This is a genomic window from Paucibacter sp. M5-1 (assembly GCF_027498415.2).
In the GTDB taxonomy this organism is placed as follows: domain Bacteria; phylum Pseudomonadota; class Gammaproteobacteria; order Burkholderiales; family Burkholderiaceae_C; genus Roseateles_E.
This window is the reverse complement of sequence record NZ_JAPZLM020000001.1, coordinates 987,971-1,013,344: the sequence shown is the minus strand read 5'-3', so window position 1 is coordinate 1,013,344 and position 25,374 is coordinate 987,971. Positions and strand designations below refer to the sequence as shown.

Annotated in this window: 23 protein-coding genes, 1 pseudogene and 1 riboswitch; of the genes and pseudogenes, 8 read left to right on the top strand and 16 right to left on the bottom strand. The window is 69.5% G+C overall.

Features of this window, described 5'->3' with window-relative positions:
- Positions 1-47 precede the first annotated feature (47 nt).
- A riboswitch (cobalamin riboswitch) is annotated at positions 48-299 on the top strand.
- Positions 300-451: 152 nt separating this feature from the next.
- From O5M90_RS04685 to O5M90_RS04670, 4 genes are all read left to right on the top strand, one after another.
- A complete protein-coding gene (locus tag O5M90_RS04685; RefSeq protein WP_440401838.1) occupies positions 452-2,611 on the top strand; it encodes a TonB-dependent receptor in 2,160 nt (719 codons plus the stop codon).
- A gap of 12 nt (positions 2,612-2,623) precedes the next feature.
- A complete protein-coding gene (locus O5M90_RS04680) occupies positions 2,624-4,117 on the top strand; it encodes a PepSY domain-containing protein (protein ID WP_269840170.1) in 1,494 nt (497 codons plus the stop codon).
- Positions 4,114-4,494, top strand: a complete 381-nt coding sequence (locus O5M90_RS04675; protein WP_269840169.1) for a (2Fe-2S) ferredoxin domain-containing protein — start codon at positions 4,114-4,116, stop codon at positions 4,492-4,494. Before O5M90_RS04680 ends, O5M90_RS04675 begins: the two co-directional genes overlap by 4 nt.
- Positions 4,495-4,628: 134 nt before the next feature.
- Entirely contained in the window at positions 4,629-5,111 is a 483-nt protein-coding gene (locus O5M90_RS04670; RefSeq protein WP_269840168.1) for a GreA/GreB family elongation factor, read from the top strand.
- A gap of 231 nt (positions 5,112-5,342) precedes the next feature.
- Here the strand turns inward: O5M90_RS04670 and O5M90_RS04665 are convergent, their stop codons facing one another.
- From O5M90_RS04665 to O5M90_RS04645, 5 genes and pseudogenes are all read right to left on the bottom strand, one after another.
- Positions 5,343-5,654: a hypothetical protein gene (locus O5M90_RS04665; RefSeq protein ID WP_269840167.1), complete on the bottom strand. Its 312-nt coding sequence runs from the start codon at positions 5,652-5,654 to the stop codon at positions 5,343-5,345.
- Positions 5,655-5,966: 312 nt separating this feature from the next.
- The gene (locus tag O5M90_RS04660) at positions 5,967-6,320 is read right to left on the bottom strand and encodes an FKBP-type peptidyl-prolyl cis-trans isomerase (protein ID WP_269840426.1); all 354 of its coding nucleotides are present in this window, start codon (positions 6,318-6,320) and stop codon (positions 5,967-5,969) included.
- A gap of 24 nt (positions 6,321-6,344) precedes the next feature.
- Positions 6,345-6,689: pseudogene (locus O5M90_RS04655) on the bottom strand (FKBP-type peptidyl-prolyl cis-trans isomerase); the annotation flags it as partial.
- Positions 6,690-6,718: 29 nt separating this feature from the next.
- Complete coding sequence (gluQRS, locus tag O5M90_RS04650) at positions 6,719-7,585, bottom strand: tRNA glutamyl-Q(34) synthetase GluQRS (RefSeq protein WP_269840166.1); 867 nt, start codon at positions 7,583-7,585, stop codon at positions 6,719-6,721.
- The gene (locus tag O5M90_RS04645) at positions 7,585-8,577 is read right to left on the bottom strand and encodes a LysR family transcriptional regulator (protein WP_137940877.1); all 993 of its coding nucleotides are present in this window, start codon (positions 8,575-8,577) and stop codon (positions 7,585-7,587) included. The genes gluQRS and O5M90_RS04645 overlap by 1 nt, the downstream gene beginning before the upstream one ends.
- A 134-nt stretch (positions 8,578-8,711) precedes the next feature.
- Between O5M90_RS04645 and O5M90_RS04640 the strand changes: the two genes are divergently transcribed.
- Complete coding sequence (locus O5M90_RS04640) at positions 8,712-9,434, top strand: pirin family protein (protein WP_269840165.1); 723 nt, start codon at positions 8,712-8,714, stop codon at positions 9,432-9,434.
- Positions 9,435-9,454: 20 nt separating this feature from the next.
- Positions 9,455-10,180, top strand: a complete 726-nt coding sequence (locus O5M90_RS04635) for a DUF599 domain-containing protein (RefSeq protein ID WP_269840164.1) — start codon at positions 9,455-9,457, stop codon at positions 10,178-10,180.
- On the opposite strand, the gene O5M90_RS04630 is transcribed toward O5M90_RS04635, so the two are convergent.
- The gene (locus O5M90_RS04630; protein WP_269840163.1) at positions 10,181-11,974 is read right to left on the bottom strand and encodes an ABC transporter transmembrane domain-containing protein; all 1,794 of its coding nucleotides are present in this window, start codon (positions 11,972-11,974) and stop codon (positions 10,181-10,183) included.
- A 197-nt stretch (positions 11,975-12,171) separates the two neighbouring features.
- On the opposite strand from O5M90_RS04630, the gene O5M90_RS04625 reads away from it, so the two are divergent.
- Entirely contained in the window at positions 12,172-13,722 is a 1,551-nt protein-coding gene (locus O5M90_RS04625) for a methyl-accepting chemotaxis protein (RefSeq protein ID WP_440401837.1), read from the top strand.
- Here the strand turns inward: O5M90_RS04625 and O5M90_RS04620 are convergent.
- The 8 genes from O5M90_RS04620 to O5M90_RS04585 form a co-directional block, all read right to left on the bottom strand.
- Positions 13,706-14,617 (bottom strand): DMT family transporter, encoded by a 912-nt coding sequence (locus O5M90_RS04620; protein ID WP_440401835.1) that lies wholly within the window; start codon positions 14,615-14,617, stop codon positions 13,706-13,708. The two genes, O5M90_RS04625 and O5M90_RS04620, sit on opposite strands and share 17 nt — an antisense overlap.
- Before the next feature lie 72 nt (positions 14,618-14,689).
- On the bottom strand, positions 14,690-15,463 hold the full coding sequence (locus tag O5M90_RS04615; RefSeq protein WP_269840160.1) for a helix-turn-helix transcriptional regulator: 774 nt from the start codon (positions 15,461-15,463) through the stop codon (positions 14,690-14,692).
- Positions 15,464-15,514: 51 nt separating this feature from the next.
- Complete coding sequence (locus O5M90_RS04610; RefSeq protein WP_440401834.1) at positions 15,515-15,910, bottom strand: hypothetical protein; 396 nt, start codon at positions 15,908-15,910, stop codon at positions 15,515-15,517.
- Positions 15,911-15,945: 35 nt separating this feature from the next.
- On the bottom strand, positions 15,946-19,065 hold the full coding sequence (locus tag O5M90_RS04605; protein ID WP_269840159.1) for an efflux RND transporter permease subunit: 3,120 nt from the start codon (positions 19,063-19,065) through the stop codon (positions 15,946-15,948).
- 15 nt (positions 19,066-19,080) lie between these two features.
- Positions 19,081-20,175 carry an efflux RND transporter periplasmic adaptor subunit gene (locus O5M90_RS04600; protein WP_269840158.1) on the bottom strand — a complete coding sequence of 365 codons (1,095 nt, stop codon included), beginning with the start codon at positions 20,173-20,175 and terminating at the stop codon, positions 19,081-19,083.
- On the bottom strand, positions 20,172-20,708 hold the full coding sequence (locus O5M90_RS04595) for a hypothetical protein (protein ID WP_269840157.1): 537 nt from the start codon (positions 20,706-20,708) through the stop codon (positions 20,172-20,174). Before O5M90_RS04595 ends, O5M90_RS04600 begins: the two co-directional genes overlap by 4 nt.
- Before the next feature lie 26 nt (positions 20,709-20,734).
- Positions 20,735-21,964 (bottom strand): TolC family protein, encoded by a 1,230-nt coding sequence (locus O5M90_RS04590; RefSeq protein WP_269840156.1) that lies wholly within the window; start codon positions 21,962-21,964, stop codon positions 20,735-20,737.
- Between the two features lie 86 nt (positions 21,965-22,050).
- Positions 22,051-22,398, bottom strand: coding sequence for a hypothetical protein (locus tag O5M90_RS04585; RefSeq protein ID WP_269840155.1), 348 nt, complete (start codon positions 22,396-22,398; stop codon positions 22,051-22,053).
- Positions 22,399-22,505: 107 nt separating this feature from the next.
- Here O5M90_RS04585 and O5M90_RS04580 point away from each other — a divergent pair, with 107 nt between their 5' ends.
- Positions 22,506-23,315: a GGDEF domain-containing protein gene (locus O5M90_RS04580; RefSeq protein ID WP_137940868.1), complete on the top strand. Its 810-nt coding sequence runs from the start codon at positions 22,506-22,508 to the stop codon at positions 23,313-23,315.
- 10 nt (positions 23,316-23,325) lie between these two features.
- On the opposite strand, the gene O5M90_RS04575 is transcribed toward O5M90_RS04580, so the two are convergent.
- Positions 23,326-24,429: a lipocalin-like domain-containing protein gene (locus O5M90_RS04575; protein ID WP_269840154.1), complete on the bottom strand. Its 1,104-nt coding sequence runs from the start codon at positions 24,427-24,429 to the stop codon at positions 23,326-23,328.
- Entirely contained in the window at positions 24,426-25,328 is a 903-nt protein-coding gene (locus tag O5M90_RS04570) for a CPBP family intramembrane glutamic endopeptidase (RefSeq protein WP_269840153.1), read from the bottom strand. The genes O5M90_RS04575 and O5M90_RS04570 overlap by 4 nt, the downstream gene beginning before the upstream one ends.
- Positions 25,329-25,374 lie beyond the last annotated feature (46 nt).

Below are 25,374 nucleotides of genomic sequence, written 5' to 3'. Positions count from 1 at the left end.
GCCGGGGCCAGGTCTTGCCCGATCAACATCGGGGGACACCGGCCTCGCATAGAATGCGCGCCGTTGGTGCTCGCGGGATCAGTCATTGATGCCGCAGTTAAACGGGAATCAGGAGGGAGCAGGGCCACGCGGCCCCATCCTTGCCTGAGCTGCCCCCGCAACGGTCAAACGGACCCAGGTTTCGAAAGAAAGAAGAAACCTGCAGCTCATATCCGCAGCCCACTGGATGCCCCGGCGTCTGGGAAGGGCATATGAGCCGCGCCGTCAGCCCGGATACCGGCCAACAAGGCGATGCGCCGTCAGCCCTCGGGCCGGCGGCAGCGTCATGAGGTGCGCGGCCACGGGGAGGTGGTGCGCACGAGGGATGGTCCTTGCCTGTCTGCCTTGCTCTGTCCACCGCTGTTCGCGGCGCGGGCGGCGTGGCCGTCCCCTTTGTTGAGCGCTGATCATCATGAAGAAGTTCCCTGCACGGCCTTGCGCCGTCGTGGCCCCCTGCGCGGCCGCTGCCCTGACCCTGCTGGGCATGCCGGCCTGCGCCGCCGAAGTCGACCCGCCCAGCACCGCGCCGACCACCGAGCTCAGGCCGGTGCTGGTGCAGGGGGCCTCGCACAAGGCCGGCGGCCTGAAGGCCTCGCAGCTGACGGCCTCGCGCCTGGCGCTGAGCGCGCTGGATACGCCGGCCAGCATCGAAAGCCTGGATGTGGCCCTGCAGCAGGCCCGCGGCGACACCCGCGTGGCCGACACGGTGGGCCGCGCCACCGGCATCATGGTGCAGGCCTCGGCCACCTCGGGCAGCACCTACTCGAGCCGCGGCTTCACCGGCAACGAGTCGGTGGCCAGCGCCGAGGACGGGCTGCGCATGGCCACGGCCTCGGGCACCCAGTCCACGCCGACCGACAGCTGGGGCTATCAGCGCATCGAGATCCTGCGCGGCCCGGCCTCGGTGCTGTATGGCGACGGCAGTATCGGCGGCCTGGTCAACCTGGTGCGCAAGAGCCCGGGCCGCGAGGCGAGCGCGGAGCTGACGGCAGGCCTGGGCACGGCCGGCGACTACCGGCTGGGTCTGGGCCTGAACCAGCCCCTGAGCGCCGGCACCGCGCTGCGCGTGGATGCGCTGGCCACCGGCGGCGATGGCCATGTGCAGCGCGGCGATCACCGGCACGCCAAGCTGATGAGCACGCTGCGCTGGCAGGCCACGCCCGATCTGCGCCTGGACCTGAGCCTGGATGCGCATCGCGAGCGCCCGACCAATCACTTCGGCACCCCGCTGAAGGCCGACGGCAGCCTCTGGGCCGAGCTGCGACGCGAGAACTACAACGTCAGCGATGCGCTCTGGCAGGTCGATCAGGACCGTGCCCGCGCGCGCCTGGACTGGCGCATCAGCGACAGCCTGAGCGCCCGCGCCGTGGCCTACCGTTTCCAGGCCGATCGCCAGTGGCGCAATCTGGAGGAGTACAGCCTGGCCCAGGACGGCCAGCAGATCGAGCGCGTGGGCTATCTGGGCATCAAGCACCGGCTGCGCCAATCGGGGCTGCGGGCTGACCTGCTGGCCCGCGTTGGCGCTGTGCAGGCCCTGGTGGGGGTCGAGCACATGGCGCTGGACTTCGTGCATGCCAACGATCGCTACGAGTACAGCACCGTCAGCCGCGTGTCTTTGCAAGGCTTCGATCCCGGCCTCTACAAGGCCCGCGATGCGCTGCTGCCGCGCAGCCGCTCGGAGGTCAGCCAGCAGGCCTTGTTCGCCGAGGCCAGCTGGCAGGCCGCGCCGCGCTGGCTGCTGAGCCTGGGGCTGCGCCGTGATCGCACCCGGGTGGATCGCGAGAATCTCAATCCAGCGCCCGGCACCGCGCTGCCGGCGCCCTGGGCGGCCCGCTTCAGCCCCAGCACCTGGCGCCTGGGCACGGTGTTACAGCTCGATGCGACGCAAAGCCTTTATGCCCAGGCCAGCACCGGCACCGATCCGGTCGGCAATGTGGTGTCGATCTCCAGCGCCAACAAGGATCTGCGTCTAACCGAAGGCCGGCAGCTCGAGCTGGGCTACAAGCGGGCCGGCGCCGGTCTGGAGTGGACGGCGGCGCTGTTCGAGATCGTCAAGGACCACATCATCACTTCGCCGCGGCCCAACCGCCCGGACGACAGCGTGCAGGGCGGCAGCCAGCGCTCGCGCGGCCTGGAGTTCGGCGCGGTCTGGACGCCGGCGCCGGGTTGGCGTGTCGATGCCAACACCGCGCTGGTGCAGGCCCGCTACGAGCATCTGTTCGTCGTCAACGCGGCCAAGGAGACGGTCTCGCTGGCCGGTCATCGCCCGCCCAATGTGCCCGAGCGCCTGGCCAATCTCTGGCTCAGCCACAGCGCGGGCGCCTACGAGATCGGCGCCGGGCTGCGCCATGTCGGCCAGCGTTTCACGAACCGCGAGAACGCCATGAGCCTGGCCGCCTACACGGTGCTCGATGCCAGCCTGGGCTGGCGCTTCAGCGAGGCCGCCAGCCTGCGCCTGCAGCTGCGCAATCTGGGCGACAAGCTCTATGCCAGCAGCATGGGCAGCGGCCGCGCCGCCATGCTGGGCGCGCCGCGCAGCGCGGCCCTGGTGCTGGACTGGCGGCTGCGCTGAGCGTCGATGATGATGAAGCGCTGGCTCCATCTCCTGCATCGCTGGCTGGGCATCGCACTGGGCCTGCTGATCCTGCTGTGGCTGCTCTCGGGCCTGGTGATGCTGTTCGTGGCCCGACCCGCGCTGCAGGAGGGCGAGCGGCTGCAGGCCCTGGCCCCGCTGCCCGCCGCGCCACCGCCGGTCAGCGCGGCCCAGGCCTGGGCGGCGCTGGGCATCGCGGGCGCACCCGAGGGCCTGCGCCTGCAGCAGCAACTGGGCCGGCCGGTCTGGCTGCTGCAGGAGGCGGGCAAGACCTGGCACGCGGTCGACGCCCTGACCGGCCGGCCGCGTGCGCCGCTGACCGAGGCGCAGGCCAGGGCGCTGGCCCTGGAGCATGCGCAGCGTCTGACTCAGCGCCCCGGGGCGGTGGCCGAGGTCGAGCTGCTGCAGCGCGACCAATGGAGCATTTACAGCCGCTTCAACGCGCAGCGCCCGCTGTACCGCGTGGTGCTGGCCGACGGCGACGAGGGCCTGGAGCTCTATATCGGCCAGGGCAGCGGCGAGCTGGTGCTGGACACGCGCGCCTGGGAGCGCGGCTGGAACTGGCTGGGCACGGTGACGCACTGGCTTTACTTCACGCCGCTGCGCGCCAACGGCCCCCTGTGGCGTCATGTGGTGCTGTGGAGTAGCGGGGCGGCGCTGGCCCTGGTGTTGCTGGGCCTGGTGCTGGGCCTGCAGCGGCTGCGCCTGCGCGGCCGCTATGCCAGCGGCAGCGTCAGCCCCTACCGCGAGCGCTGGCAGCGCTGGCACCATCTGCTGGGCCTGGGCGCTGGCCTGGTGCTGCTGAGCTGGCTGTTCAGCGGCTGGCTGTCGATGGCGCCCTGGGGCTGGCCCGGCGGCGAGCGCGCGGCGGTCGGCGAGCAACAGCGCTGGCGCGGCGGTGCGCTGCAGCCGGCCTCGCTATCGCTTCCCGATGCTCTGCCTGCCGTTCTGCGCGATGGCGTTGGCGAGCTGGCCGCGCTGCGCTTCCAGGGTCAGCATCTGTGGCTGGCTTCGGCCCCCGGTGGCAGCCGGCTGCTGGACATGCAGGGCCAGGTCTTGCCTCAGGGTCTGGACGAGGCGCGGCTGCGCACGGCCGCCGCCAGCCTGCAGCCGAAGGCCCGTGTCATCGAGGCCGGCTGGCTGCATCAACCCGATCTGCACTACTACGCGCTGCGCCACCAGACCCGCGCTTTTCCGGTCTATCGCGTGGCTTTCGACGATGCCGCCGGCAGCGTCTACTATCTGGACCCGCGCACGGCCCGCGTGGCGCTGCGGGTGGACCAGGCCGGGCGCTGGAACCGCTGGCTCTTCAATGCCCTGCATCGCTGGGACTTCCCGCCGTTGGCCGCGTCGGTGCTGGGCCGCGATCTGGTGATCACGGCCTTGAGCCTGCTGGGCGCGGCGCTGTCGCTGAGCGGCTGTGTGCTGGCCTGGCGGCGCCTGCAAAGCAGCCGCGGCCGCCGGAACAAACGGAAACCCTCATGAGCGACGACGACAACAACAACACCACCACCACCATCAAGCCCAGCATCCTGCCCTATCGCCGCCATCTGCTGGTCTGCACCGGCGCGCGCTGCACCCAGGACGGCGAGGCGCAGGCCATCTTCGACAGCCTGGGCGAGAAGTTCAAGGCGGCCGGCATCCACGAGGGGGCGCTGCGCGTCAAGCGCAGCCGGGTCAGCTGCTTTGCGGCCTGCAAGGGCGGGCCGGTGATGTGCGTGCAACCCGATGGCAGCTGGTACTACAACGCGAAGGGCGAGAACCTGGACCGCATCATCAGCGAGCACCTGGTCGGCGGCCGGCCGGTGGCGGATCTGCTGTTCCACCAGGGGCCGGGCGGGGCGCAGGAGTCTGAGGGCTGAGCCTGGAGGGGCGGCAAGCTGCCAATAGCTGGAGTTCGCCTGCAGCAGACGGCAGCGTCGACCACCGATGGCGCCTTGATAATCAAGACCTGCCCCCCGCTGGTTCGAGATGCCTGCCTTTCATCATCATCATCATGGATAAATTCTTGCTGCAGCAGCAGGTACTGGAACGGCTCGCCGAAGACCTGCAGCAAGCCGAACAGGCCGCGCGGGCGGCCCATGAGGTGGCGACTCATGAAGAAAACATCGCCGAGAACAAGTACGACACCTTGGGCCTCGAAGCCGCCTACCTGGCCACCGGCCAAGCTCGTCGCGCCGAAGCCATCCGCCAGGCGATGGCCCATTGGCGCCAATTCCGCCCCAGCCCCTACGACGCCAGCAAAGGCATACAGCTCGGTGCGCTGGTCTGCCTGGTCGATGCCGACGACAAGCAGCAACATCTCTTTCTCGGCCCGGATGGCGGCAGCATGAAGTTGCTCAGCGGCGCTCAGATCGTTCAGGTCATCAGCAGAGAAGCCCCCTTGGGGCGGGCCCTGCTGGGCAAGTGCGAGGGGGATGAGGTGTTGCTACCGCTCGCTCCACATCGACAGCAGTTTGAGGTGCTGCGGGTTGATTGAGCGGCAAGCCAGGGCTTGCCGAGATGGTCAGAAACCCTCGCATATCAGCATGGGCAACCGTCGCGCATCCACATCGGGTGGCATCAACGGGCTCCGTCGCGTTCCCCGTCCGGCAACGGGCTTTACCCATCATTCATCTGCGGCGCAGAGGGTCAGGTCTTGCCGCTTGACACGGAGAAGCCATATCGTTCGCGCTCAGCAGGCGGCGAAGCCGTCCGCTGCAGCAAGTGGTTATGGCGCATACGATCCGTCTCCACCTCGACCGCCTTGGCCGAAGGGACTTCCGCCGCCACCGCCGCCACCGCCATACGAGCCGCCAGCGCCGCCTGCCGCACCGGGGATGACGATGCCGCCGCCAAGAGTAAGGAACGGCGAGTTGGCAATTCTTCCGATCTCGACGTTCGCATTGGTCACTTGCTGAGAAAGGCTAAAGATCGTCGTCTTAAGCTCGCGAACTTCAGCCTTTGCTCCTCGCGCCTGAAATAGCGCAGCCACTGCAGCAACTGCACTAACGACGGCCGCTACCAAATTGATCCATTCCATCTGCGTCCTCCCGAAGTACAAAGATCTGATTGTTAATCGCAAGTCAGTTATTCGGCTGCGAACGCAAGACGTCATGGACTGCACTTGCGCCATAACGATGTTGTATGCCGATCATTGACGATTTCTGCCCAACATTTGAGCATGCGCCATGAGGGAAGGCCGCTAATGCTTACCCGGAAACCAACGCCAACCAGCGCCTGCTCCCGACCGACAGCATCCTCCCGCCATTGAAAAAGCCGGCCAGGCTCATCGCCCGCCGGCTTCTTTGTTCCTTCATTTGTTGCGGCGGCATCGCCGCCGCCGCGCGCTGGCTCAAACCGCCAGCAGCTCCACCTCGAACATCAGCGTCGCGTTCGGCGGGATCACGCCGCCGGCGCCGCGCGGGCCGTAGCCGAGCTCCGAGGGGATGATCAGCACGCGGGTGCCGCCGATCTTCATGCCTTGCACGCCTTCGTCCCAGCCGCGTATCACCATGCCGGCGTCGAGCTTGAACTTGAAGGGGTCGCGGCGGTCCTTGCTGGAGTCGAACTTCTTGCCCTTGTTGCCGTTCTTGTAGAGCCAGCCGGTGTAGTGCACGGTGACGTTGGCGCCGCTCTTGGCCTCGGCACCGTCGCCCACCACCACATCCTCGTACTGCAGGCCGCTGGCGGTGGTCTGCAGCGTCAGCTCGACTGGCTCCTCGCCGCCGGCCACGCCCAGCAGCTCCACCTCGAACAGCAGCGTGGCGTTCGGCGGGATCACGCCGCCGGCGCCCTGGGCGCCATAGCCCAGCTCGGGCGGGATGACCAGGGTGCGGCTGCCGCCGACCTTCATGCCTTGCACGCCCTCGTCCCAGCCGCGTATCACCATGCCGGCGTCCAGATCGAACTGGAAAGGGTCATTGCGGTCCTTGCTGGAGTCGAACTTGCTGCCCTTCTGGCCGTCCTTGTAGAGCCAGCCGGTGTAGTGGACGGTGACTTCCTGGTCGGACTTGGCGACGGGGCCGCTGCCTTCGACGGTGTCTTCGAACTGCAGGCCGCTGGCGGTGGTGATCATGATGGATCCTTGAATTGGAATGGCCGGCATCATAAATCGCGCCAGAGCGACACGGCTTCGGCCAGGGCATCGGCCGGCGTGCCGGCGTGCAGACGCAGGCCCAGATGGCCGGCCGCATCGCGCAGCGCAGCAAGCGGATCGCTCAGGTCCAGCGCCGCAGCGCCGTTCTGCTTGGACAGCTTCTCGCCATTGGCGCCCAGCACCAGCGGGGTGTGCAGATAGCGCGGCGTGGGCAGGCCCAGCAACTGCTGCAGCCAGCGCTGGCGCGGCGTGTTGTCGGCCAGATCCTCGCCGCGCACCACATCGCTGATGCCTTGCTCGGCGTCGTCGACGACCACGGCCAGCTGATAGGCCCAGAGCCCGTCGGCGCGCTTGAGCACGAAGTCGCCGACCTCGGTCTCCAGCGCCTGGGCCTGGGCGCCGAGGCGCCGGTCCTGCCATTCGATGCGGCCCGCGCCCTCGGTCAGCGCCCGCCAGGCCCGCGCCGGCCTGCCCTGCAAACCGCCCCGGGCGGGGCGGCAGGTGCCGGGATAGATCAGCTCGCCGTGGCGGGGCTGCGGGCCGGCGGCGGCCGCGATATCGCGGCGCGAGCAGGCGCAGCCATAGGCCTGGCCGGCCTCGACCAGGCGCTGCAGCGCGGCCGCATAGAGCGCGCCGCGCTGCGACTGCCAGACCGGCGGCGCATCGGGCAGCAGGCCCACGGCGGCGAGCTGGGACAGTATCAGCTGGTCGGCGCCCGGCGGGCAGCGCGGTGTGTCGACATCCTCGATGCGCAGCAGCCAGCGCCCGCCATGGGCGCGCGCATCCAGCCAGCTGGCCAGCGCCGCGACCAGGGAGCCGGCATGCAGCGGCCCGGTGGGCGAGGGCGCAAAGCGACCGACGTAGCGGCCAGCCATCAAAGCAGCAGCCCCTCATGCTGCTCCAGCAGCGAGCGCCGCGTCGCCGCGCTTTGCAGCTGGCCCAGCCACCAGGACAAGGCCTTGGCCGGCGGCTGGCCGGTGTTGCGCCAGGCGTAGTGCATCGGGAAGACGCGTTTTTCCTGGAAGGTCGGCAGCTGCAGCAGGCGGCCGGCCTCGACATGGCGCCGCACCATGGACACCGGCAGCGAGCCGCAGCCCAGGCCGCGCATCAAGCCCTCCAGCTTGGTGGCCATCGAGGGCACGGTCAGCACCTCCTGGCCGGGCATCACGCCCACCGTCATCGGCGCCAGGCTGCGGGCGCTGTCGGCCACCGCGATGATGCGGTGCTGCGCGATCGTCGCGGCCGACAGCGGGCCGTCGTGGCGGGCCAGCGGGTGGTGCGGGGCCACGCAGAACACCATCTCCATATCGCCCAGCAGCTCGCAGAACACCGAGCTGCCCGGCGGCTGGGCCGAGGTGCCGATGGCCAGATCGGCCTGGCCCGACAGCAGCGCCTCCCAGGTGCCGGACAGCACCTCGACGCGCAGCTTGAGCCGGGTCGGCGGGCCCTTGGCGACCACGCCGTCCGCATCGGGCGTGTCGTCGACCGGCAGCTGGTAGAAGGCCTCCATCAGATCGAACAGCGCGCGCCGCGCCACCGCATCGTCGATCGCGACGGTCAGCTCGCTCTCCCAGCCGGTGGCGACGCGCCGCACCCGGTTGGCCACTGCGTCCATCTCCTGCAGCAGGCGCCGGCCCTCGACCAGCAGCTCCTGGCCGGCGGCGGTCAGCTCGGCCTGGCGCGAGCGGCGGTCGAACAGCAACACGTCCAGCGCCTCCTCCAGCTGGCGCACGCTATAGGTCAGCGCCGAGGGCACCTTGCCCATGGCCCGCGCGGCGGCCGCAAAACTGCCGGTGCGGGCGATGGTGTCCATCATCGTCAGGGCCTCGGGGGTCAGGACGCGGCGTTTGTCGTGGGTGGCGTGCATGGGCAGAGGGCAAAGGCGTGGGCCTTCATCTTATTTGAACGTTGACTTCATCGGCGAGGGGGCTTTGTTGAAGGCTCCCGCTCCTACATTGGATCCATGGCGCCGACGAGGCGCTCAACAAACAGGAGCCCACGATGCTTGAACTGATCAAATCCTCCGACCGTGGCTATGCCGACCATGGCTGGCTGAAGTCCTTCCACAGCTTCTCCTTCGCCGATTACTACAACCCCCAGCGCATGGGCTTTGGCGCGCTGCGCGTGATCAACGAAGACCGCATCGCCCCGGGCACCGGCTTCGGCACCCACGGCCATCGCGATATGGAAATCATCAGCTATGTGCTGGACGGCGAACTGGCCCACAAGGACAGCATGGGCAACGGCGAGAAGGGCGGCGCCCATGCCGGCGTCATCAAGCCCGGCGATGTGCAGCGCATGAGCGCCGGCACCGGCGTGATGCACAGCGAGTTCAACAACGCGCAGGGCAGGCAGACCCATTTCTTGCAGATCTGGATCATGCCCGACCAGCGCGGCGTGGCGCCCAGCTACCAGCAGCTGCATTTCCCGGCCGAGGACAAGCGCGGCCGCCTGCGTCTGGTGGCCTCGAACGACGGTGCCGAGGGCTCGGTCACCATCCATGCCGACGCCAGGCTTTATGCTGGCCTGTTCAACGGTGATGAAGCGGCCGAGCTGGCGCTGGCGCCGGGGCGCCTGGCCTATGTGCACCTGGTGCGCGGCAGCCTGCTTGTCAACGGGCAGACCCTGGCCGGCGGTGATGCGCTGAAGCTGGCCGGGACCGACAAATTGGTGCTGGGTCAGGGCTCGGATGCCGAGGTCCTGGTGTTCGATCTCGCGCCCTGAGACTGGATAGACTCACGGCCATGGAAAAACTGTGGACCGTGCTGACCTTTCTGCCCGCCATCGACTGGCTGGCGCTGGCCTTGTTCTTTGGCGGCTGGGTCGGTTATGCCCAGTTCGCCAAGCACCAGGCGGTCAGCAAGGGCTCGGTGCTGGCCGCGACCAACCGGGAGCGCCGGCTCTGGATGCTGCAGGTCACCTACCGTGAGGTGCGGGTGATCGACGGGGTGGTGGTGCAAAGCCTGTCCACCAGCCCCTCCTTCTTTGCCTCCACCACCATCCTGATCATCGGCGGCCTGCTGGCCGTGCTGGGCGCCAGCGACCAGGCCAGCGAGCTGGTGCGCGAGATCCCGTTCGCGGCCCGCACCTCGACCCTGGTCTTCGATCTGAAGCTGGTGCTGCTGGCCGGAATCTTTGTCTACGCCTTTTTCCGCTTCACCTGGAGCATGCGCCAGTACACCTTCGGCGCGCTGCTGGTGGCCTCGGCCCCTGACCACAAGCTGTTCGAGAGCGGCGGCCTGTCGCGCGAGGCCTTTGCCGACCGTGCCGGCCGCGTCGTCGGCCTGGCGGCCGAGACCTTCAACGACGGCCTGCGCGCCTACTACCTGGCTTTCGCCGCCATCGCCTGGTTCTTCTCCCCTTGGGCCTTCATCGCCGGTACCGTCGGCGTGATCTACATCCTCTACCAGCGTGAGTTCCGCTCCGAGGTGCTGAAGGTCTTGCAGGGGGATGGCAGCGGGGAGGGCTGATCAACCCTCGAACTGCATCGCCGCCAGCCTTGCATACAGCCCACCGGCGGCCACCAGCTCGGCATGCGTGCCGGTCTCGACGACGCGGCCGTGCTCCATCACGACGATGCGGTCGGCGCGTTGCACGGTGGCCAGCCGGTGCGCGATCACCAGGGTGCTGCGGCCCTGCATCGCCACTTCCAGCGCCGCCTGCACCGCGCGCTCGCTCTCGGCGTCCAGCGCGCTGGTGGCCTCGTCGAGCAGCAGCAGCGGCGGGTTCTTCAGGATCGCTCGCGCAATGCTGATGCGCTGGCGCTGGCCGCCGGACAGGCGCACGCCGCGCTCGCCCAGAAAGGTCTGGTAGCCCTCCGGCAGCTGGCTGATGAAGTCGTGCGCGAAGGCGGCGCGGGCCGCCGCGAACACCTCCTCGTCGCTGGCCTCGGGGCGGCCGTAGCGGATGTTCTCCAGCGCATTGGCCGAGAAGATCACGCTGTCCTGCGGCACCAGGCCGATGCGCTGGCGCAGCGTCTGCAGCGAGACGCGATCGATGGGCACACCGTCCAGCGTGATCGTGCCGGCCTGCGGCTGATAAAAGCGCAACAGCAGCTGCAGCACCGTGCTCTTGCCGGCGCCGCTGGGGCCGACCAGGGCCACGGTCTCGCCGGGGCGCAGTTCCAGGTCGAAATCGGTCAGCGCGGGCTGCTGCGGGCGCGAGGGGTAGTGGAACTGGATGCCGCGCAGCGCCAGGCCGGAGCCGCCGGCGGTGGCCGGCAGCGGCAGCGGCGCGGCCGGCTCGGCGATGGTCGAACGGGTCGCCAGCAGCTCCATCAGCCGCTCGGTGGCGCCGGCGGCGCGCAAGACATCGCCCCAGACCTCGGCCAGCACCGCAACGCTGCTGACCAGCAGGATGACGTAGACCACGGTCTGGCCCAGATGGCCGGCGCTGATATTGCCGGCAATCACCGCCTGCGTGCCCTGGTACAGGCCCCACAGCATGGAGCCGAAGGTGGCGGTGATGATGAAGGCCACCAGCATGGACCGCACGCGGGTGCGCTTGCGCGCGGTGTCGAACGCGGCCTCGCTGGCGCCGGCGAAGCGGCGTGTCTCGGCGCCTTCCTGCACATAGCTCTGCACCACGGTCACGGCGTTCAGCACCTCGGCCGCGATCGCGCTGGTGTCGGCGACGCGGTCCTGGCTGGCGCGTGACAGGCGCCGCACGCGCCGGCCGAAATAGATGGCCGGCAGCACGACCAGGACCAGAAGCCCCAGCACCTGGGTCATCACCCAGGGATTGGTGATGATCAGCATCACCATCGCACCGATGCCCATCACGCTGTTGCGCAGGCCCATCGACAGGCTGGAGCCGACCACGGTCTGGACCACCGTGGTGTCGGTCGTGATGCGGCTGAGCACCTCGCCGGTCTGGGTGTGCTCGAAGAACTCGGGGCTTTGGCGCAGCACATGGCTGTAGACCGCATTGCGCAGGTCGGCGCTGACCCGTTCGCCCAGCCAGGTGACGGCATAAAAGCGCGCCGCCGAGAACAGGCCCAAGGCCGCGCCGACGCCGAACAGCGCCAGGAAATGCCCGCGCAGCGCCATCAGCCGCTCGCCCGGATCGCTGGCCACCAGGCCCTGGTCGATCAGCCCGCGCAGCGCCAGCGGGAAGGCCAGCGTGGCCAGCGCGGCCAGCAGCAGGAAGAGCAGGGCGGTCAGGATGCGGCCGCGATAAGGCGCAAGAAAAGGCCAGAGGCCGGAGAGGGCGCGGGGCGAGGCTTTGGGAGCGGCGGTATCGGCTACAGCGTCGAGTGCAGGCATGCGTGGCAAGGCGGGTGGCGGCGCAGGCATTGTGGCCTCTTTGGCCGGCGACGATCAAAAACGCGGGCGGCACGGGCCGCCGGCCTGTCCGGGCGGCGCGTGCGAACAGCGCTCAAGATGGCGCCGCTGGCTGACGATAGAGCAAGAGAGCCAGTGTCTGGTGTTGGGGCCTCGATATGACACAAGCAAGCCAAGGCATGGGATGGCGTTCGCAGCTGAGCATTGCCCAGCAGTTTTCGCTGATCGTCGGTGTTGCCGTCGCCATCCTGCTGGGCATCATCGGGCTGAGCCTGCTGCGCGTGCAGGCGCTGGGCGCGACGGTCGAGCAGCTGGCCACCGACCAGGTCGAGCGGCTGCAGCTGGCGCAGCGCTGGCGTGGCAATATCGCCGTCAACGCGACCCGGGTCTTCGCCATCATCGAATCCGACGGTGACGGCCTGCAGGACTACTTCAAGGACGGCATGGCGGCGGTCACCGCCGACACCAGCACCGTGCAAAAGCGCTACGCCGAACTGGAGACCAGCCCCGAGGGCTTGCGCATCCAGGAGGAACTGGCCGGTGTGCGCAAGTCCTATCTGGAGGCCCGTGACAAGGCGCTGGCCCTGAAGAAGCAGGGCGATATGGCGCAGGCGCGCTCGCTGGGCCGCAGCAGCTTTGCGCCGCTGATGGAGCGCTATATCGCAACGGCCGACAAGATGGTGGCCTTCCAGGCCCGGCGCTCGGCCGAGCAGGCCGCCGAGGCGGCCGGCATGATCAAGGCGTATCGGCTCATGGTGCTGGGCGCCGGCCTGGCCGGACTGGTCTTGCTGTGCCTGCTGGCCTGGGTGGTGGTGGCTGGCATCCGGCGTTCGCTGGCCTCGGCCAGCGAGGCGGTGGCCAGCATCGGCGAGGGCGATCTGTCACGCGAGATCCGGGCCGAGGGGCGCGGCGAGGTGGCCGAGATGCTGCGCTCGATGCAACGCATGCAGAGCTCGCTGGTGCGCATCGTCGGCGCGGTGCGCCAGAGCAGCGACAGCATCGCCACCGGCTCGGCCGAGATCGCCAACGGCAATGCCGACCTGAGCCAGCGCACCGAAGAGCAGGCCGCCAATCTGGAGCAGACGGCGGCCTCGATGGAGGAGCTGACCAGCACCGTCAAGAACAATGCCGACACCGCCCGCCAGGCCGCAGCGCTGGCCAATGCCGCGTCGACGGCGGCGGTGCAGGGCGGCAGCGTGGTGGGCCAGGTGGTCGCGACGATGCAGGACATCTCCGCCGCCTCCAACAAGATCACCGACATCATCGGCGTGATTGACGGCATCGCCTTCCAGACCAATATCCTGGCGCTGAACGCGGCCGTCGAGGCGGCGCGGGCCGGCGAGCAGGGGCGGGGCTTCGCGGTCGTTGCCGCCGAGGTGCGCAGCCTGGCGCAGCGCTCGGCCAACGCGGCCAAGGAGATCAAGGGCCTGATCGTCAACAGCGCCGAGAAGGTCCAGGCCGGCACCCGGCTGGTCGGCGAGGCCGGTCAGAGCATGGAGGGCATCGTCGCCCAGGTGCGCAAGGTCAATGATCTGATCGAGGAGATCTCGCACGCCACCGGCGAGCAGACCACCGGCATCAGCCAGGTCGGCGAGGCGGTGACCCAGCTCGATCAGGTCACGCAGCAAAACGCCGCCCTGGTCGAGCAGAGCGCGGCCGCCGCCGAGAGTCTGAAGCACCAGGCCGCACAGCTGGCCGAGGTGGTCAGCGTGTTCAAGCTGGGGCGCTGAAGTCCTTCTTGCCTGCCCTGAATCGCAGCGCCCCACTGGCCAAGGCCACGCCGCCGGCCACGATGGCGCAGGCAAGCAGTGTCGCGGCGCCCAGCGGCTCCTTGAGCAGCCAGCTCGCACCGCCGGCCGTCAAGAGTGGCACCAGGGCGGCTGACAGCGAGGCGCGGGCCGCCCCAAGCCGTTCGATCGCTGCCATATAGACCAGCAGGCCCAGCAGGCCGGCCAGCAGGCCCTGGCCCAGCGCCTGCCAGGCGACATCGCTCCAGGGCGCGCTCAGCAGCTTCGGCGCGCCGACGCTCAGCAAGAGCGGCAGCAGCAGCAGGCAGGACCAGCCGTTGACGACGGCCGCGCCCTGCCAGGGTGTCAGGCCACTGTGCCGAAAGGCCAGTGTGTATGCCGCCCATAGCGCGGACGCCAGCATGAACAGCAGATCGCCGCGCCAGCTCTGCGCCGCGTCGGCCAGGCTGCCGGTGGCAAACAGCATCAGGCCCAGCAAGATCAGCAACAGCCCCCACAGGCGCTGGCCGACTATGCGCTCGCCATGCCAGAGCCGGGCACCGAGGGCGGTGAACAGCGGCATGCTGCCGGCCATGAACACGCCCATATGAGCGGCCGGCGCCCACTGCGCACCCATCATCACCAGCGCGCCGAACGGCAGCCCGCCGCCCATCACCAGCAGGGCCAGCCGGCGACGCGGCAGCCCGGCCGGCAGCAAGCCGGTCTTCAGCAGCAAGGGCAGCAGCACCAGGCTGGGCAGGCCGTAACGCAGCGTGTTCAGCTCCAGCGGCCCCAGGCTGGTGCTGACGCCATGGCGCGAAGCGAGCTGCCAGACACTGGCGATCAGCGCGGCGGCCAGGGCGGCCAGCAGGCCGAGCGCGAATGGGCGATTCATCATGGGGGCCGAGTCTGCCCGGCCGGACCGGTCGCGACTATCAGAATCCTGCGCTATCGATGCGCAGCCTTGGTCTCAGCGGCCGAGCTCGCGCCGTGCCTGGGCCGGTGTCACGCCCAGCCCCCGCTGGAAGGCGGCGCCCAGATGGCTCTGGCTGCTGAAGCCCAGATCATGGGCCAGGCCGGCGAGGTCGCGTTCGCCGTCTTCGAGCCGCTGCAGCGCCACGGCCAGGCGCAGTCGCTGGCGATAGCCATGCAGGCTTAGGCCGGTGTGCCGACGAAATGAGCGAGCCAGGTGAAACAGCGAGCAGCAGGCCGCATCGGCCACGTCCTGCAAGAGCCAGCGTGCGTCTGTGTCGGTGCGCGCAACGATGAAGCGCTGCGCGCGCAACACGGCCGTCGGGCTCGGATCGGCAGGCAGCGCTTGCTGCAAGGCGTGTTGCAGCAGCGCCGGTGTCAGCGGCCCGGCGCGCAGCGGATCGCGGGCCAGTGCGCGCCAATGCCGGCGCAGCAGCCACAGTGCGCGCGGCGCCAGCAGCCAGGCGCTGGGTGCTGACGCCAGGGCGTCGTCGATGCCCGGTCGGGCACTGACGACGATGCTGGCGCGTGTCGCGGCGCCGCAGGGCTTGAGTTGATAGGCTTGGCCCGGCGGCAGACGCAGCACGGTCACGCCGTCGAGCACGCGCGTTTGATCGGCCAGACGGAATTCGGTGGCACCCCGGGCGGGCAGCACCAGCCGCGCGGAAGCCACCTGGTAGCAAGGGCTCCATTGCGGGGGCAACGCATGCATGACGACGCGCTCCACCCGCAGCTGGTCGCCGGTGTGCAGCAGGGTGCGGTCTTGCGGCATGAGCCCCACTATAGGGGCTCAGGGAGGGCTGCCGCAGACCGACGCGCCGGCCTACTTCAGGCTGAAGCGCACATTGACCGGCTTCTTGCCGGCCAAGGTCACGGTGGCCACGACCTTGGTGCCCGGGCCGGTCTTGAAGCTGCCCTTGGCCTCCAGCTTGTTGTCGCCGGCCGGGCTCAGCGCGAGCTCGCTCTTGTCGGCGCCGCTGAGCAGGGTCAGCTTGGCCAGCGCGCCGGCGGTGGAGGCCGGCTTGCCGTGGTCGCGCACATACAGGGTGATCTGCTCGGCCTTGGCCACCAGCTCGAAGTCGATATCGCTGGCCTCGACCACGACGCCGCCATGCAGCGGCTTGTGCTCATGGGCGTGGCTGTGATCGCCGGCCGCCTGGGCGGCGAGGCTTGCCAGGCTCAGCGCCGCAGCGCAGGCCAAAGTCTTGATGGTCATCATTTTCAAAGTCCTCTCTCTTGGGTTGGGGTGGTGCATCAGAAAGCTTGCGCGTCACGGTCGTCCAGCAGCCGCTCGGCATCGCGGCGGCCGAACAGCCAGAACATCGCCGGGGTCAGAAAGGTGTCGAGCAGGGTCGAGCTGATCAGGCCGCAGAAGATCACCACGGCCACCGGATGCAGGATCTCGGTGCCGGGGCGCTCGGCCTCGAACAGCAACGGCGCCAGCGCGAAGGCGGTCACCAGGGCCGTCATCAGCACCGGACTGAGCCGCTCCAGCGAGCCCCGAACAATCATCTGGAGCTCAAAGCTCTCGCCCTCGAAGCGCATCAGGTTCAGGTAGTGGCTCAGCTTCAGGATGCCGTTGCGCACCGAGATGCCGGCCAGCGTGATGAAGCCGACCAGGGCAGCGACCGACAGCGGCTGCCCCGACAGCCACAGCCCCAGCACCGCGCCGACCAGGGCCAGCGGGATATTGGCCATGATGATCAGCGCCAGCCGGGTACTCTGGTAGCGGCTGAACAGCACGACGAACATCAGCGCCGCCGACACCAGGGACAGCAGACCCACCAGGCGCGAGGCCTGTTCCTGCGCTTGGAACTGCCCGCCCAGCGTGACGAAATAGCCCTCGGGCAGCGGCGTCTCGGCGACGACCTTGCGGATGTCGGCGACGATGTCGGACAGCGCGCGCCCCTGCGCATTGGCCGACAGCACGATGCGGCGCTTGCCGTCGTCGCGGCTGATCTGGTTCGGGCCGTCGCCGTCCTCGATGCTGGCCAGCTTGGACAGCGGCACCGGGCCCAATGGGGTGGCGATCATGATCTGCGCCAGGCCCTCCATCGAGCGCGCCGACTCGGGCAGGCGCAGCACCAGCGCGAAGCGCCGGCCGTCCTCGACGATCTGGCTGAGCTCCTGGCCCTCGACCAGCGCCTGCAAGGCGGCCGTGATCTGCGGCGTCGGCACACCGTAGCGGGCGGCCGCCGCCGCGTCGATGCGCACCTTGATCTGCGGCGCCAGCACCTGCTTCTCGATCTCCAGATCGGCCAGGCCCGGGATGCTGGCCAGGCGCGCGCGCAAGGCATCGGCCTGGCCGCGCAAGGTGTCCAGGTCCTCGCCGAAGATGCGGATCGCGATCTGCGAGCGCACGCCGGACAGCATGTGGTCGATGCGGTGCGAGATCGGCTGGCCGATCGCGACCCCGGCCGGCAGATTCACCAGGCGGGCGCGGATATCGGCTTGGACCTCGTCCATGGAGCGCGTGATCTCGGCCTGCGGTTTCAGGCCCACATCGAGCTCGCTGACATGCACGCCCTCGGCATGCTCGTCCAGCTCGGCCCGGCCGCTGCGCCGGCCCACATGAGCGACCTCGGGCACCTGCATCACCAGCAGCTCGGCCTGGCGTGCCAGCGCGGAGCTTTCGGCCAGGGTCACGCCCGGGTTCAGGCGCAGGCCGATCAGCAAAGTGCCTTCATTGAAAGGCGGCAGAAAGGTGGTGGCGAAAAAGGGCACGGCCGCCGCCGCGGCCAGCGCCGCGCAGGCCCCTGCCGCCAGCGCGCGCTTCGGATGCTTGAGCACGGCCTGCAGCCCCACTGCATAGCGCGCCTTCAACCAGGCCAGCAGCCGGGTGTCGCCATGGTCCAGCGATTTCATCGTCGGCAGCAGGTAGTAGCTCAGCACCGGCGTCACCGTCACCGAGACCAGCAGGCTGGCCAGGGTCGAGACGATGAAGGCGATGCCCAGCGGCACGAACAGCCGCCCCTCCATGCCCGGCAGCGCAAACAGCGGCAGGAAGACCAGCACGATGATGGCGGTCGCATACAGAATGCCCGAGCGCACCTCCATGCTGGCCTTGGCGACCAACTGCAGCGGGTTCAGCCGGTGCTCCGGATGGCGCGCGCGGTCTTCCTTGAGGCGACGGATGATGTTCTCGACATCGACCACCGCATCGTCGACCAGGCCGCCGATCGCGATCGCCAGCCCGCCCAAGGTCATCGTGTTGATCGACAGGCCGAAGTAGCGAAACACCAGGGCCGTGATGAGGATGGACACCGGAATCGCCAGCAGCGCGATCACCGTGCTGCGCAGATTGCCGAGGAAAAACCACAGGATCACCGCGACAAAGACCGAGGCGCCGATCAGCTTGCCTTGCAAGGTCGAGATCGAGGACTCGATGAAACTGGCCTGGCGGAAGGTGACCTGGGGCGCGGCCATGCCGGCCGGCAGCGAGCGCTTCATCTCGCCCAGCGCGGCCTCGATGGCCTGGGTCAGCGCCACGGTATCGGCGCCGGGCTGCTTCTGGATGCCCAGGATCACCGCCGGCTTGCCTTCGAAGCCGGCATCGCCGCGCTTGAGGGCCGGCGCGAATCTGACCTCGGCGACCTGGCGCAGCAGCAGAGGCTGGCCGTTCCTGGCGCCCAGCGCCAGATGGCGCAAGGCTTCCAGGCTGTTGTCGCGGCCCAGATGGCGTATCAGGTACTCGCGGCCATTGAGCTCCAGAAAGCCGCCCGAGCTGTTGGCCGCATAGCGCTGCAGCGCCGCCGCCAGCTGCTCCTGCGTGACGCCCAGCTCGGCCATGCGTGCGGTCTGCGGCTGGACCTGGAACTGCCGCACCTCGCCGCCGATCGGGATCACCTGGGCAACGCCGGGAATCGCCATCAGGCGCGGTCTGAGCACCCAATCCGCATACTCGCGCACCGCCATCGCCGAGACCTTGTCGGTGTCGATTGGCAGCGCGATCTGCATGATCTCGCCCATGATGGAGCTGATCGGCCCCATATGCGCGACCACGCCCTCGGGCAGGCCCTGCTCCAAGGTCGCCAGTCGCTCCGACACCATCTGCCGGGCGCGGAAGATCTCGGCGCTCCAGTCGAAGGTGATGTAGACGAAGGACAGGCCGGCGCTGGAGGTCGAGCGCACGGATTCGACACCGGGCAGGCCGTTCATCGCCGTTTCCAGCGGGAAGGTGATCAGCTGTTCCACCTCCTCGGCGGCCATGCCGCCGGCCTCGGTCATCAGTGTGACCGTGGGCTTGTTCAGATCGGGAAAGACATCCACCGGGGTGCGCGATAAGGTGAATGCGCCATAGGCCATCAGCGCCAGCGCGGCGATGATGACCAGCAGCCGGTTGCCCAGGCTGTAGTCGAGTAGCCACTTGAACATGATTGGTGGCCTCGGTTATCGGATCTGGTTGATCAGCAGGGCGCCTTCGGAGACGACCCGCTCGCCGGGCTTGAGCCCCGCGCTGACCGCCACCGTCGCGCCGTCGAGCGGCGTGCTGCTCACGACTCTGGGCTCGAAGCGCTCCGGCGCGGCCTTGACCCAGACCATGGTCTGGTTCGAGGCGCTGCGCACCAGGGCCGCCGCCGGCAGGCGCACGCCCTGTACGGTGCTGCGGCTGTGCACCAGCATCTGCACCGGCTGGCCCAGGGCCAGGTCTTGCAGGCCCGTGCCCTGGGCGCGGAACAGCAAGGGAATCGCCTGCTCGCGCAGCGCACGCGCGGCGCCGATGAAGTCCAGCTTGACGCCGCTGACGGCCAGGGCCGCGCCGGCGATGTCCTGCGCGGCGGCGCCGTCATAGGCGAGCGCCTCGACACGCAGCCGCGCCGGATCGACGATCTCGAACAGCAGTTCGCGCGCGTCGACCACCTGGCCGGCCACCGCTGCGGCCGACGCGATCACGCCGCTGACCGGAGCCAGCAGCGCCTCGCGCGAGGCCAGGCCGGCACCGACCGCCGCGATGCGCGCGCGCAGGCTGGCCAGCTCGCTTTCGGCCGCCTCGATCTCTTTGCGCGGCACGCTGTCGGCCAAGAGTTTGAGCCGTGCCAGGCGCTGCTCGGCCAGGCCGCGCTGGGCCTGCCATTCGGCGATCTGCGCCGCCTGGCCGGCGCGCTCCAGCGCCTCGCCGCCCGGGCGCACCCAGGCCAGCAGCTCGCCCTTGCGCACGGTCTGCCCGAGCGAGGGCAGGCCGCGCGGCCCGGCTTCCAGGCGGCCGGCCATCAAGGCCTGCACCTTGCCGCCGGCGTTCGGGTCCATCACGACGGCGCCAGCCAGCGCACTGACGCGCGGCAAGGCCTCGACGCTGCTGACTTGCGTGCGCACGCCGATCTGCCGCTGCGCCGGCTTGGGCAGGAAGACCGCGCCATCGGGCAGGCGCTGCGGGCCGTTGCCGCTCGCTGCCGGCGGTGCGTCGCCGTGGTCATGGCCGGGGCCGGCCTGGGCCAGCAGCGAGGCGGCGAGCAGGGTCAAAACGATCAGAGGCTGCTTGCTCATGCCGCAACTCCTTGGCGGCGTGCGCGCAGGCTCAGCAGCACGGCGGCCCCGGCTGCGGCGATCAGTGCGCCAGCGGCCCAGGGCTTCCAGGCGAGTGCCGCCGCGTCATCGGCGTGCTTGTCCGCGTGCAGATCGAGTTCGCCGGCCAGCAGATCGCTCTGCGCGCCGGCGCTGACGGTGACGGTCACCGGGATCGTGCCGGGCTTGAGCTCCTCGGCCAGCGTGGCCTCGAATTCGCCGTCCTCGCCATGCGGCGTGGGGCGCAGCTTCAGCGCGCCCAGCTCCAGTTCCAGCGTCGCGTTCTTGACCGGCCGGTTGTCGGCCGCGTGATCGAGATAGAGCGTCAGCTGCTTGCCCTGCAGCACGCCGACCAGTTCGAAGTCTTCGGACACCGCGTGGAAACGCGGCAGGGCAGGGCCTGCAGCCGCGACCGGGGCGTCATGGCTGTGGCCTTCGCCGGCCCACAGGGCTGGCGTCAGTGCCAGCGTCATCGCAGCGACGAGGCCGCGATGACTGATGAAAGAGAAAAGCATCGGTATTCCTTGAATGGTTGTGGCGTTCACTGCGGCAGCAGGCCCAGGGCCTGGCGCAGCGTGGACAGGGCGTGCTGCTGGCCCAGGCGAGCGCGCTCGCTCTGGCGCTGGGCCTCGAAAGCCTCCTGGGCCACGCGCAAGCGGGTCGGCAGATCGGTCTCGCCCAGGCCGAAGGCCTTGTCGACAAAGCCCAGGGTCTCGCGGGCCAGTTCGGCGCGCCGCGCGGCGGACCGGAGCTGGGCCTCGGAGGCGGCGAGCCGCGCACGGGCGGTGGCGAGTTCGGCCGCCAGTCTTTGCTGTTCCAGCGTCAGCTGGGTCTCGGCCTCGATCTGCGCGGCGGCGGCCGTGGCCAACTGGGTCTTGCGCTGGCCCTCGCTGCCGAAGGGGATGCGCAGGCCCAGCGTGACGGTCTGGCCCCAGGCCTCGCCCCGGGCGCCGCGCTCGCGCGCGGTCGACAGGCTCAGCTCGGGGCTGGCGCGGCCTTGGGTGCCGGCCAACTCGCGCGCATGGCGGGCCAGGCGGGCGCGGTCCTGCAGCTCGCGCAGCGCCGGATGGGCCTCGAGGCTGTGGTCCTCACCGGGGGGCACGGGCTCGCTGCTGCCGGCGGTCTCGGGTGCGACGCCGCTGAGGGCCTGCAGGCCGAAGCGGGCCTGGGCCAGAGCGGCCTGGGCCTCGGCCAGCTCCGCCTGGGCGGCGGCGATGGCGGCCTCGGCCTGGTGCTGATCGGCGCGCGACAGATCGCCGGCCGCGACGCGGCGGGCCACATCGCGGCCGAGCTGACCGGCCTGCTCGACCCTGGCCTGCGCCAGCCCCAGGTCCAGCGCGGCACGCTGCCAGCCCCACCAGGCCTCGCGCAGCAGGCCGGCCAGGCGCCACTGGGCCGCCGCGACGCGGCTGTCCAGCGCGCCGAGCTCGGCGGCGGCCAGCGCTTGCGCCCGACCGCGTTCGCCGGGCCGCCACAGCGGCGCGGCAATCCCCAGTTCGAGTTCACGCGCACCGTCGTTGCGGTGCAGCCGGTCGGTCTTGCTGGCGATTTCCAGGCTGGCGGGTTCGGCCGTCCAGCTGCGGGCGCTGGCCTGGCGCCCCTCGGCGGCCTCGCGATGGGCCGCAGCCGCCAGGGCCTCGGGCTGGCGCTGCCAGGCGGCCGCGAACAGCTCGGCCAGGCTTTTTGTCTGCGCCTGCGCGGGCAGGCTCAGGGCCATTGCGATGACGCAACAGCCCGCCCCCTGGCTGATCCAGGGTTTCGTGATCTTCATGGTGTCCCTCGTCTGGGACGGGCGCAGCGGCCCGCCCGGTCAACAACAGATGTCGACGCGGGGCTGTATCGGCCCCGGTCGCAGCGTCAGACCGGGGACGTGTGGGGTGGGCGTATCAGCCGTTCGGGCAGGCCGTCGGTGACCGAGCGCCGGTAGGGCGTGGCCTGGCTGTCGGCCGGCCAGTCATGCGGCTTGGGGGGATGCACCATCATGATGCCGGCCACCGCGCCATGGCAGCTGGGGCAATCGGCATCGATGCCGCTGCCATCGACCTCAGCATCGGCGTCACCGCTGTCCTGGTGCTCGTGCTGGTGATGGCCGAAATGCGCGGCGGCGCGGGCCTCGGTCTCGTGCTCGCAATAGCTGGCCGCAGCCGCCCAGGTCCACTGGAGCGGCAGCAAGGTCAGCATCAGGATCAGCACAAAGCGGCGCATGGGGCGGCAGTGTAGCCAATATTGGGGCCCCGCTCTTGGGGGTGGGGCGCTGCGGAGGGGGCGGCCTGTGGTCGAATAGCGTTGTTGTCGAGAATGATGGGCCCGCGATGCAGCAATACGATGTCGAAGCACCCGCCTGGCTGCCGGCCCTGAACCTGTGGGTGCAGAAGCTGGGCCTGTGGCGTGCGCTGGCCCTGTTGGTGGGGGCGGTCTGGCTGATGGCGGTGGGCATCTCGCAGCTGGCCATCACGCTGCTCGGCGAGGGCAACCGCCTGATCGCGACGCTGGCCGCCAGCACCTGTGCGATCAGCATCACCAGCGTGTTCGGCTACCTGTTCCTGAGCCTGGTTCAGCACCTGGACAAGGCCCACAAGAACATGACCCGCCACGCCACGCTGGACTCGCTGACCGGTACCTTCAACCGCCGCCATTTTCTCGAGCTGGTCGAGCGCGAATGGTCGCGCGCCAAGCGTTACGAGATGTCCTGCGCGCTGCTGCTGATGGACATCGACCATTTCAAGCAGGTCAACGACCGCTTCGGCCATCTGTGCGGCGACCAATTGCTGCGCGAGATTGCCGAGGTCAGCATCGAGACCCTGCGCCAGCCCGATGTGCTGGCGCGTTTTGGCGGTGAGGAGTTCATCGTCTTCCTGCCGCACACCGATCCGCTCGGGGCGCTGGACGTGGCCGAACGCATCCGCGAGCGCATCGAGGCGCTGGACTTCAGTTGGCGCGGCGAGCCGGTGCCGGTCAGCGCCAGCCTCGGCGTGGCGGCCCTGCATGCCGAGCACATCACGCTGGACCACCTGATCTCGGACGCCGACGAGGCGCTCTATGTAGCCAAGTCGGCCGGCCGCAACTGTGTGCGTGCCGGCGCCGGCCTGCTGCCGGGCCGCTCCAGCGTGACCAGCGGCTAGGGCCCGCCCACTAGGGCAGAACCATGCGACGGCTGTAGCCGGTCATCTCCAGATAGCCACGCCCGATCAGCCGGCCGCCGGCATCGAACAGCTCGCTGGCGCCTTCCCAGTACAGCAGGCCGCTGCTGGCGCGGGCATCGATCTCCTGGGCATCGAACATCGCCCTGACCTGCAGCCCGGCCTGCACAGGCGTGCTCAGCCCCCACTCGACCGGGTACTCGGCCTGGCTGACGGGGCTGCGCCAACGCCGGCCGGGCCGGAACTTCAGCTCGCCATTGCCGAAGCTGCGCACGCGGCCGCCGCTCTCGCGCCAGCTGCCGCCGGTCCACAGGCTGCTGCCGTCGGCGCGGCGCAACCGGAACGCCGTCAGTGCGCTGCCGTCCAGCAGATTCAGCCCCAGCCAGTCCCAGCCGACCGCCTCGGGCGCCAGCAGGCTGTCGCTCCACTCGTGGTCCAGCCAGGAGTGGCCTTGCAGCGTCAGCATGCGCCCGCCCAGGCTCAGCCGGCCGCGGGTCTGCATCTGGCTGCGGCTGTAGTAGTGGCTGGCCTGGCTCTCTTCGGGGCCTTTGCGCGAATAGCCGGCATCGCCCTGCAGCAGCGGCGGCAGCGCGCTGTGCAGGTCCAGGTCAAGCGCGAATCCGGCGCTGCCGAAGCGGGCACGATAGCGGTCGTCATCGGCACTGCGCCGCAGACGCCAGTCGCGCAGGCGCAGATCGCAGTCGGCCTCGGCGGCCTGGGTGCCGCCGGCGCTGACGCGCGCCAGCCGCTGGTCATGATGCAGCCGCCCGGCGCGCAGATCGCTCAGCGCCACATGGCCCAGCAACAGCTGGCGCGGCGCCAGCGCGCTGGGATGCGACTGCACGGCGGGATCGCGGTTGCGCAGGCGGAAAAAGGTCAGCTGGTAGCCGAACAGCGGCGGCTGCGCCTCGTCCGCGCCCAGCAGCCCGGTCAGGTACCACCATTCGATGCCGGTCTCGGGGTGCGCACCGAAGTCGCGCGGGAACTGCAGCGGGCGGCGGCGGATGCCCGACACACCGGAGACAGCCGGCGCTGCCGCCGCGATCTCCGGCATCGTGGCCAGGGCCCAGAGCAGCAAACCGCGCCTGCCTATCACGGCGCAGCCTGCCTGGATGATCGTGGCAGCAGCCGGCCACGACGATGTGCCAACGCCAGCAGCAGGGCGCAGGCACCCAGCAGTGCGAGCAGCGTGATGACCGAGCCTTCGATGCCGAAGGCGCCGCCGGTCAACCAGTTTGGCCCGGCCAGTTGGCCATACAGCAGGCCGGCCTCGGCCTTGTGTCCCGACACGACCGCCGAGAACAGATGGCCGGCACAGAAGTTCCAGGCCAGGTGCAAGCCGATGCCCAGCCAGAGCCGTCCGCTGGCCAGGTAGGCGGCTGCGAAGAGAATCCCGGCGACGGTGACGTTGAGTGTTGACAGCAGGGTGGCACCGTCGTTGGGCAGATGCGCCAGGCCGAAAAGCAGTGACGAAGCCAGCAAGGCCGGCACACTGCCCAGCACCCGTTCCAGCGCCTTGAACAGGATGCCGCGCACCAGCAACTCCTCAAACACGGCCACCAGGGTCATGTCCCCGAATGATTTCAATGTGGCCAGTCCGACCGGATGCATGCCCTGCAGATGAAAGACATTCAGCAGAGCCAAAGCGCCAAACACCATGACCACCAGCAGCGCGCCGCCCAGCAGGCCGAGACCCAGCTCGCGCGCTGCGCCGGCGCTGGCGAACTCGGTGGCAGGGCGGCGATCGATGCGTAAAGCATAGAAGCGGAAGGCGGCCGCCATCAGCACCGCCGCCAGCAGCTGCGGCCACAGCAGGCGTGCGGACTTGGGCAGGTTCTCGGCCAGCACCATCACGACCGACATCGCGGCGATCACCATCAAGGAACCCAGCAGCACCCTCAGCAGCGCATAGCGGGCCAGCAGCGAGGGTTTGGCCTCAGGGCCGGGAGAGGGCTGTGGTGTCGACGGCGGGGAGATGGCCAGCGTGTTTTTCATTCTTGTGCTCCTTGAAGCGGTGAGGGCTGGCGCGCAGTATCAGGGC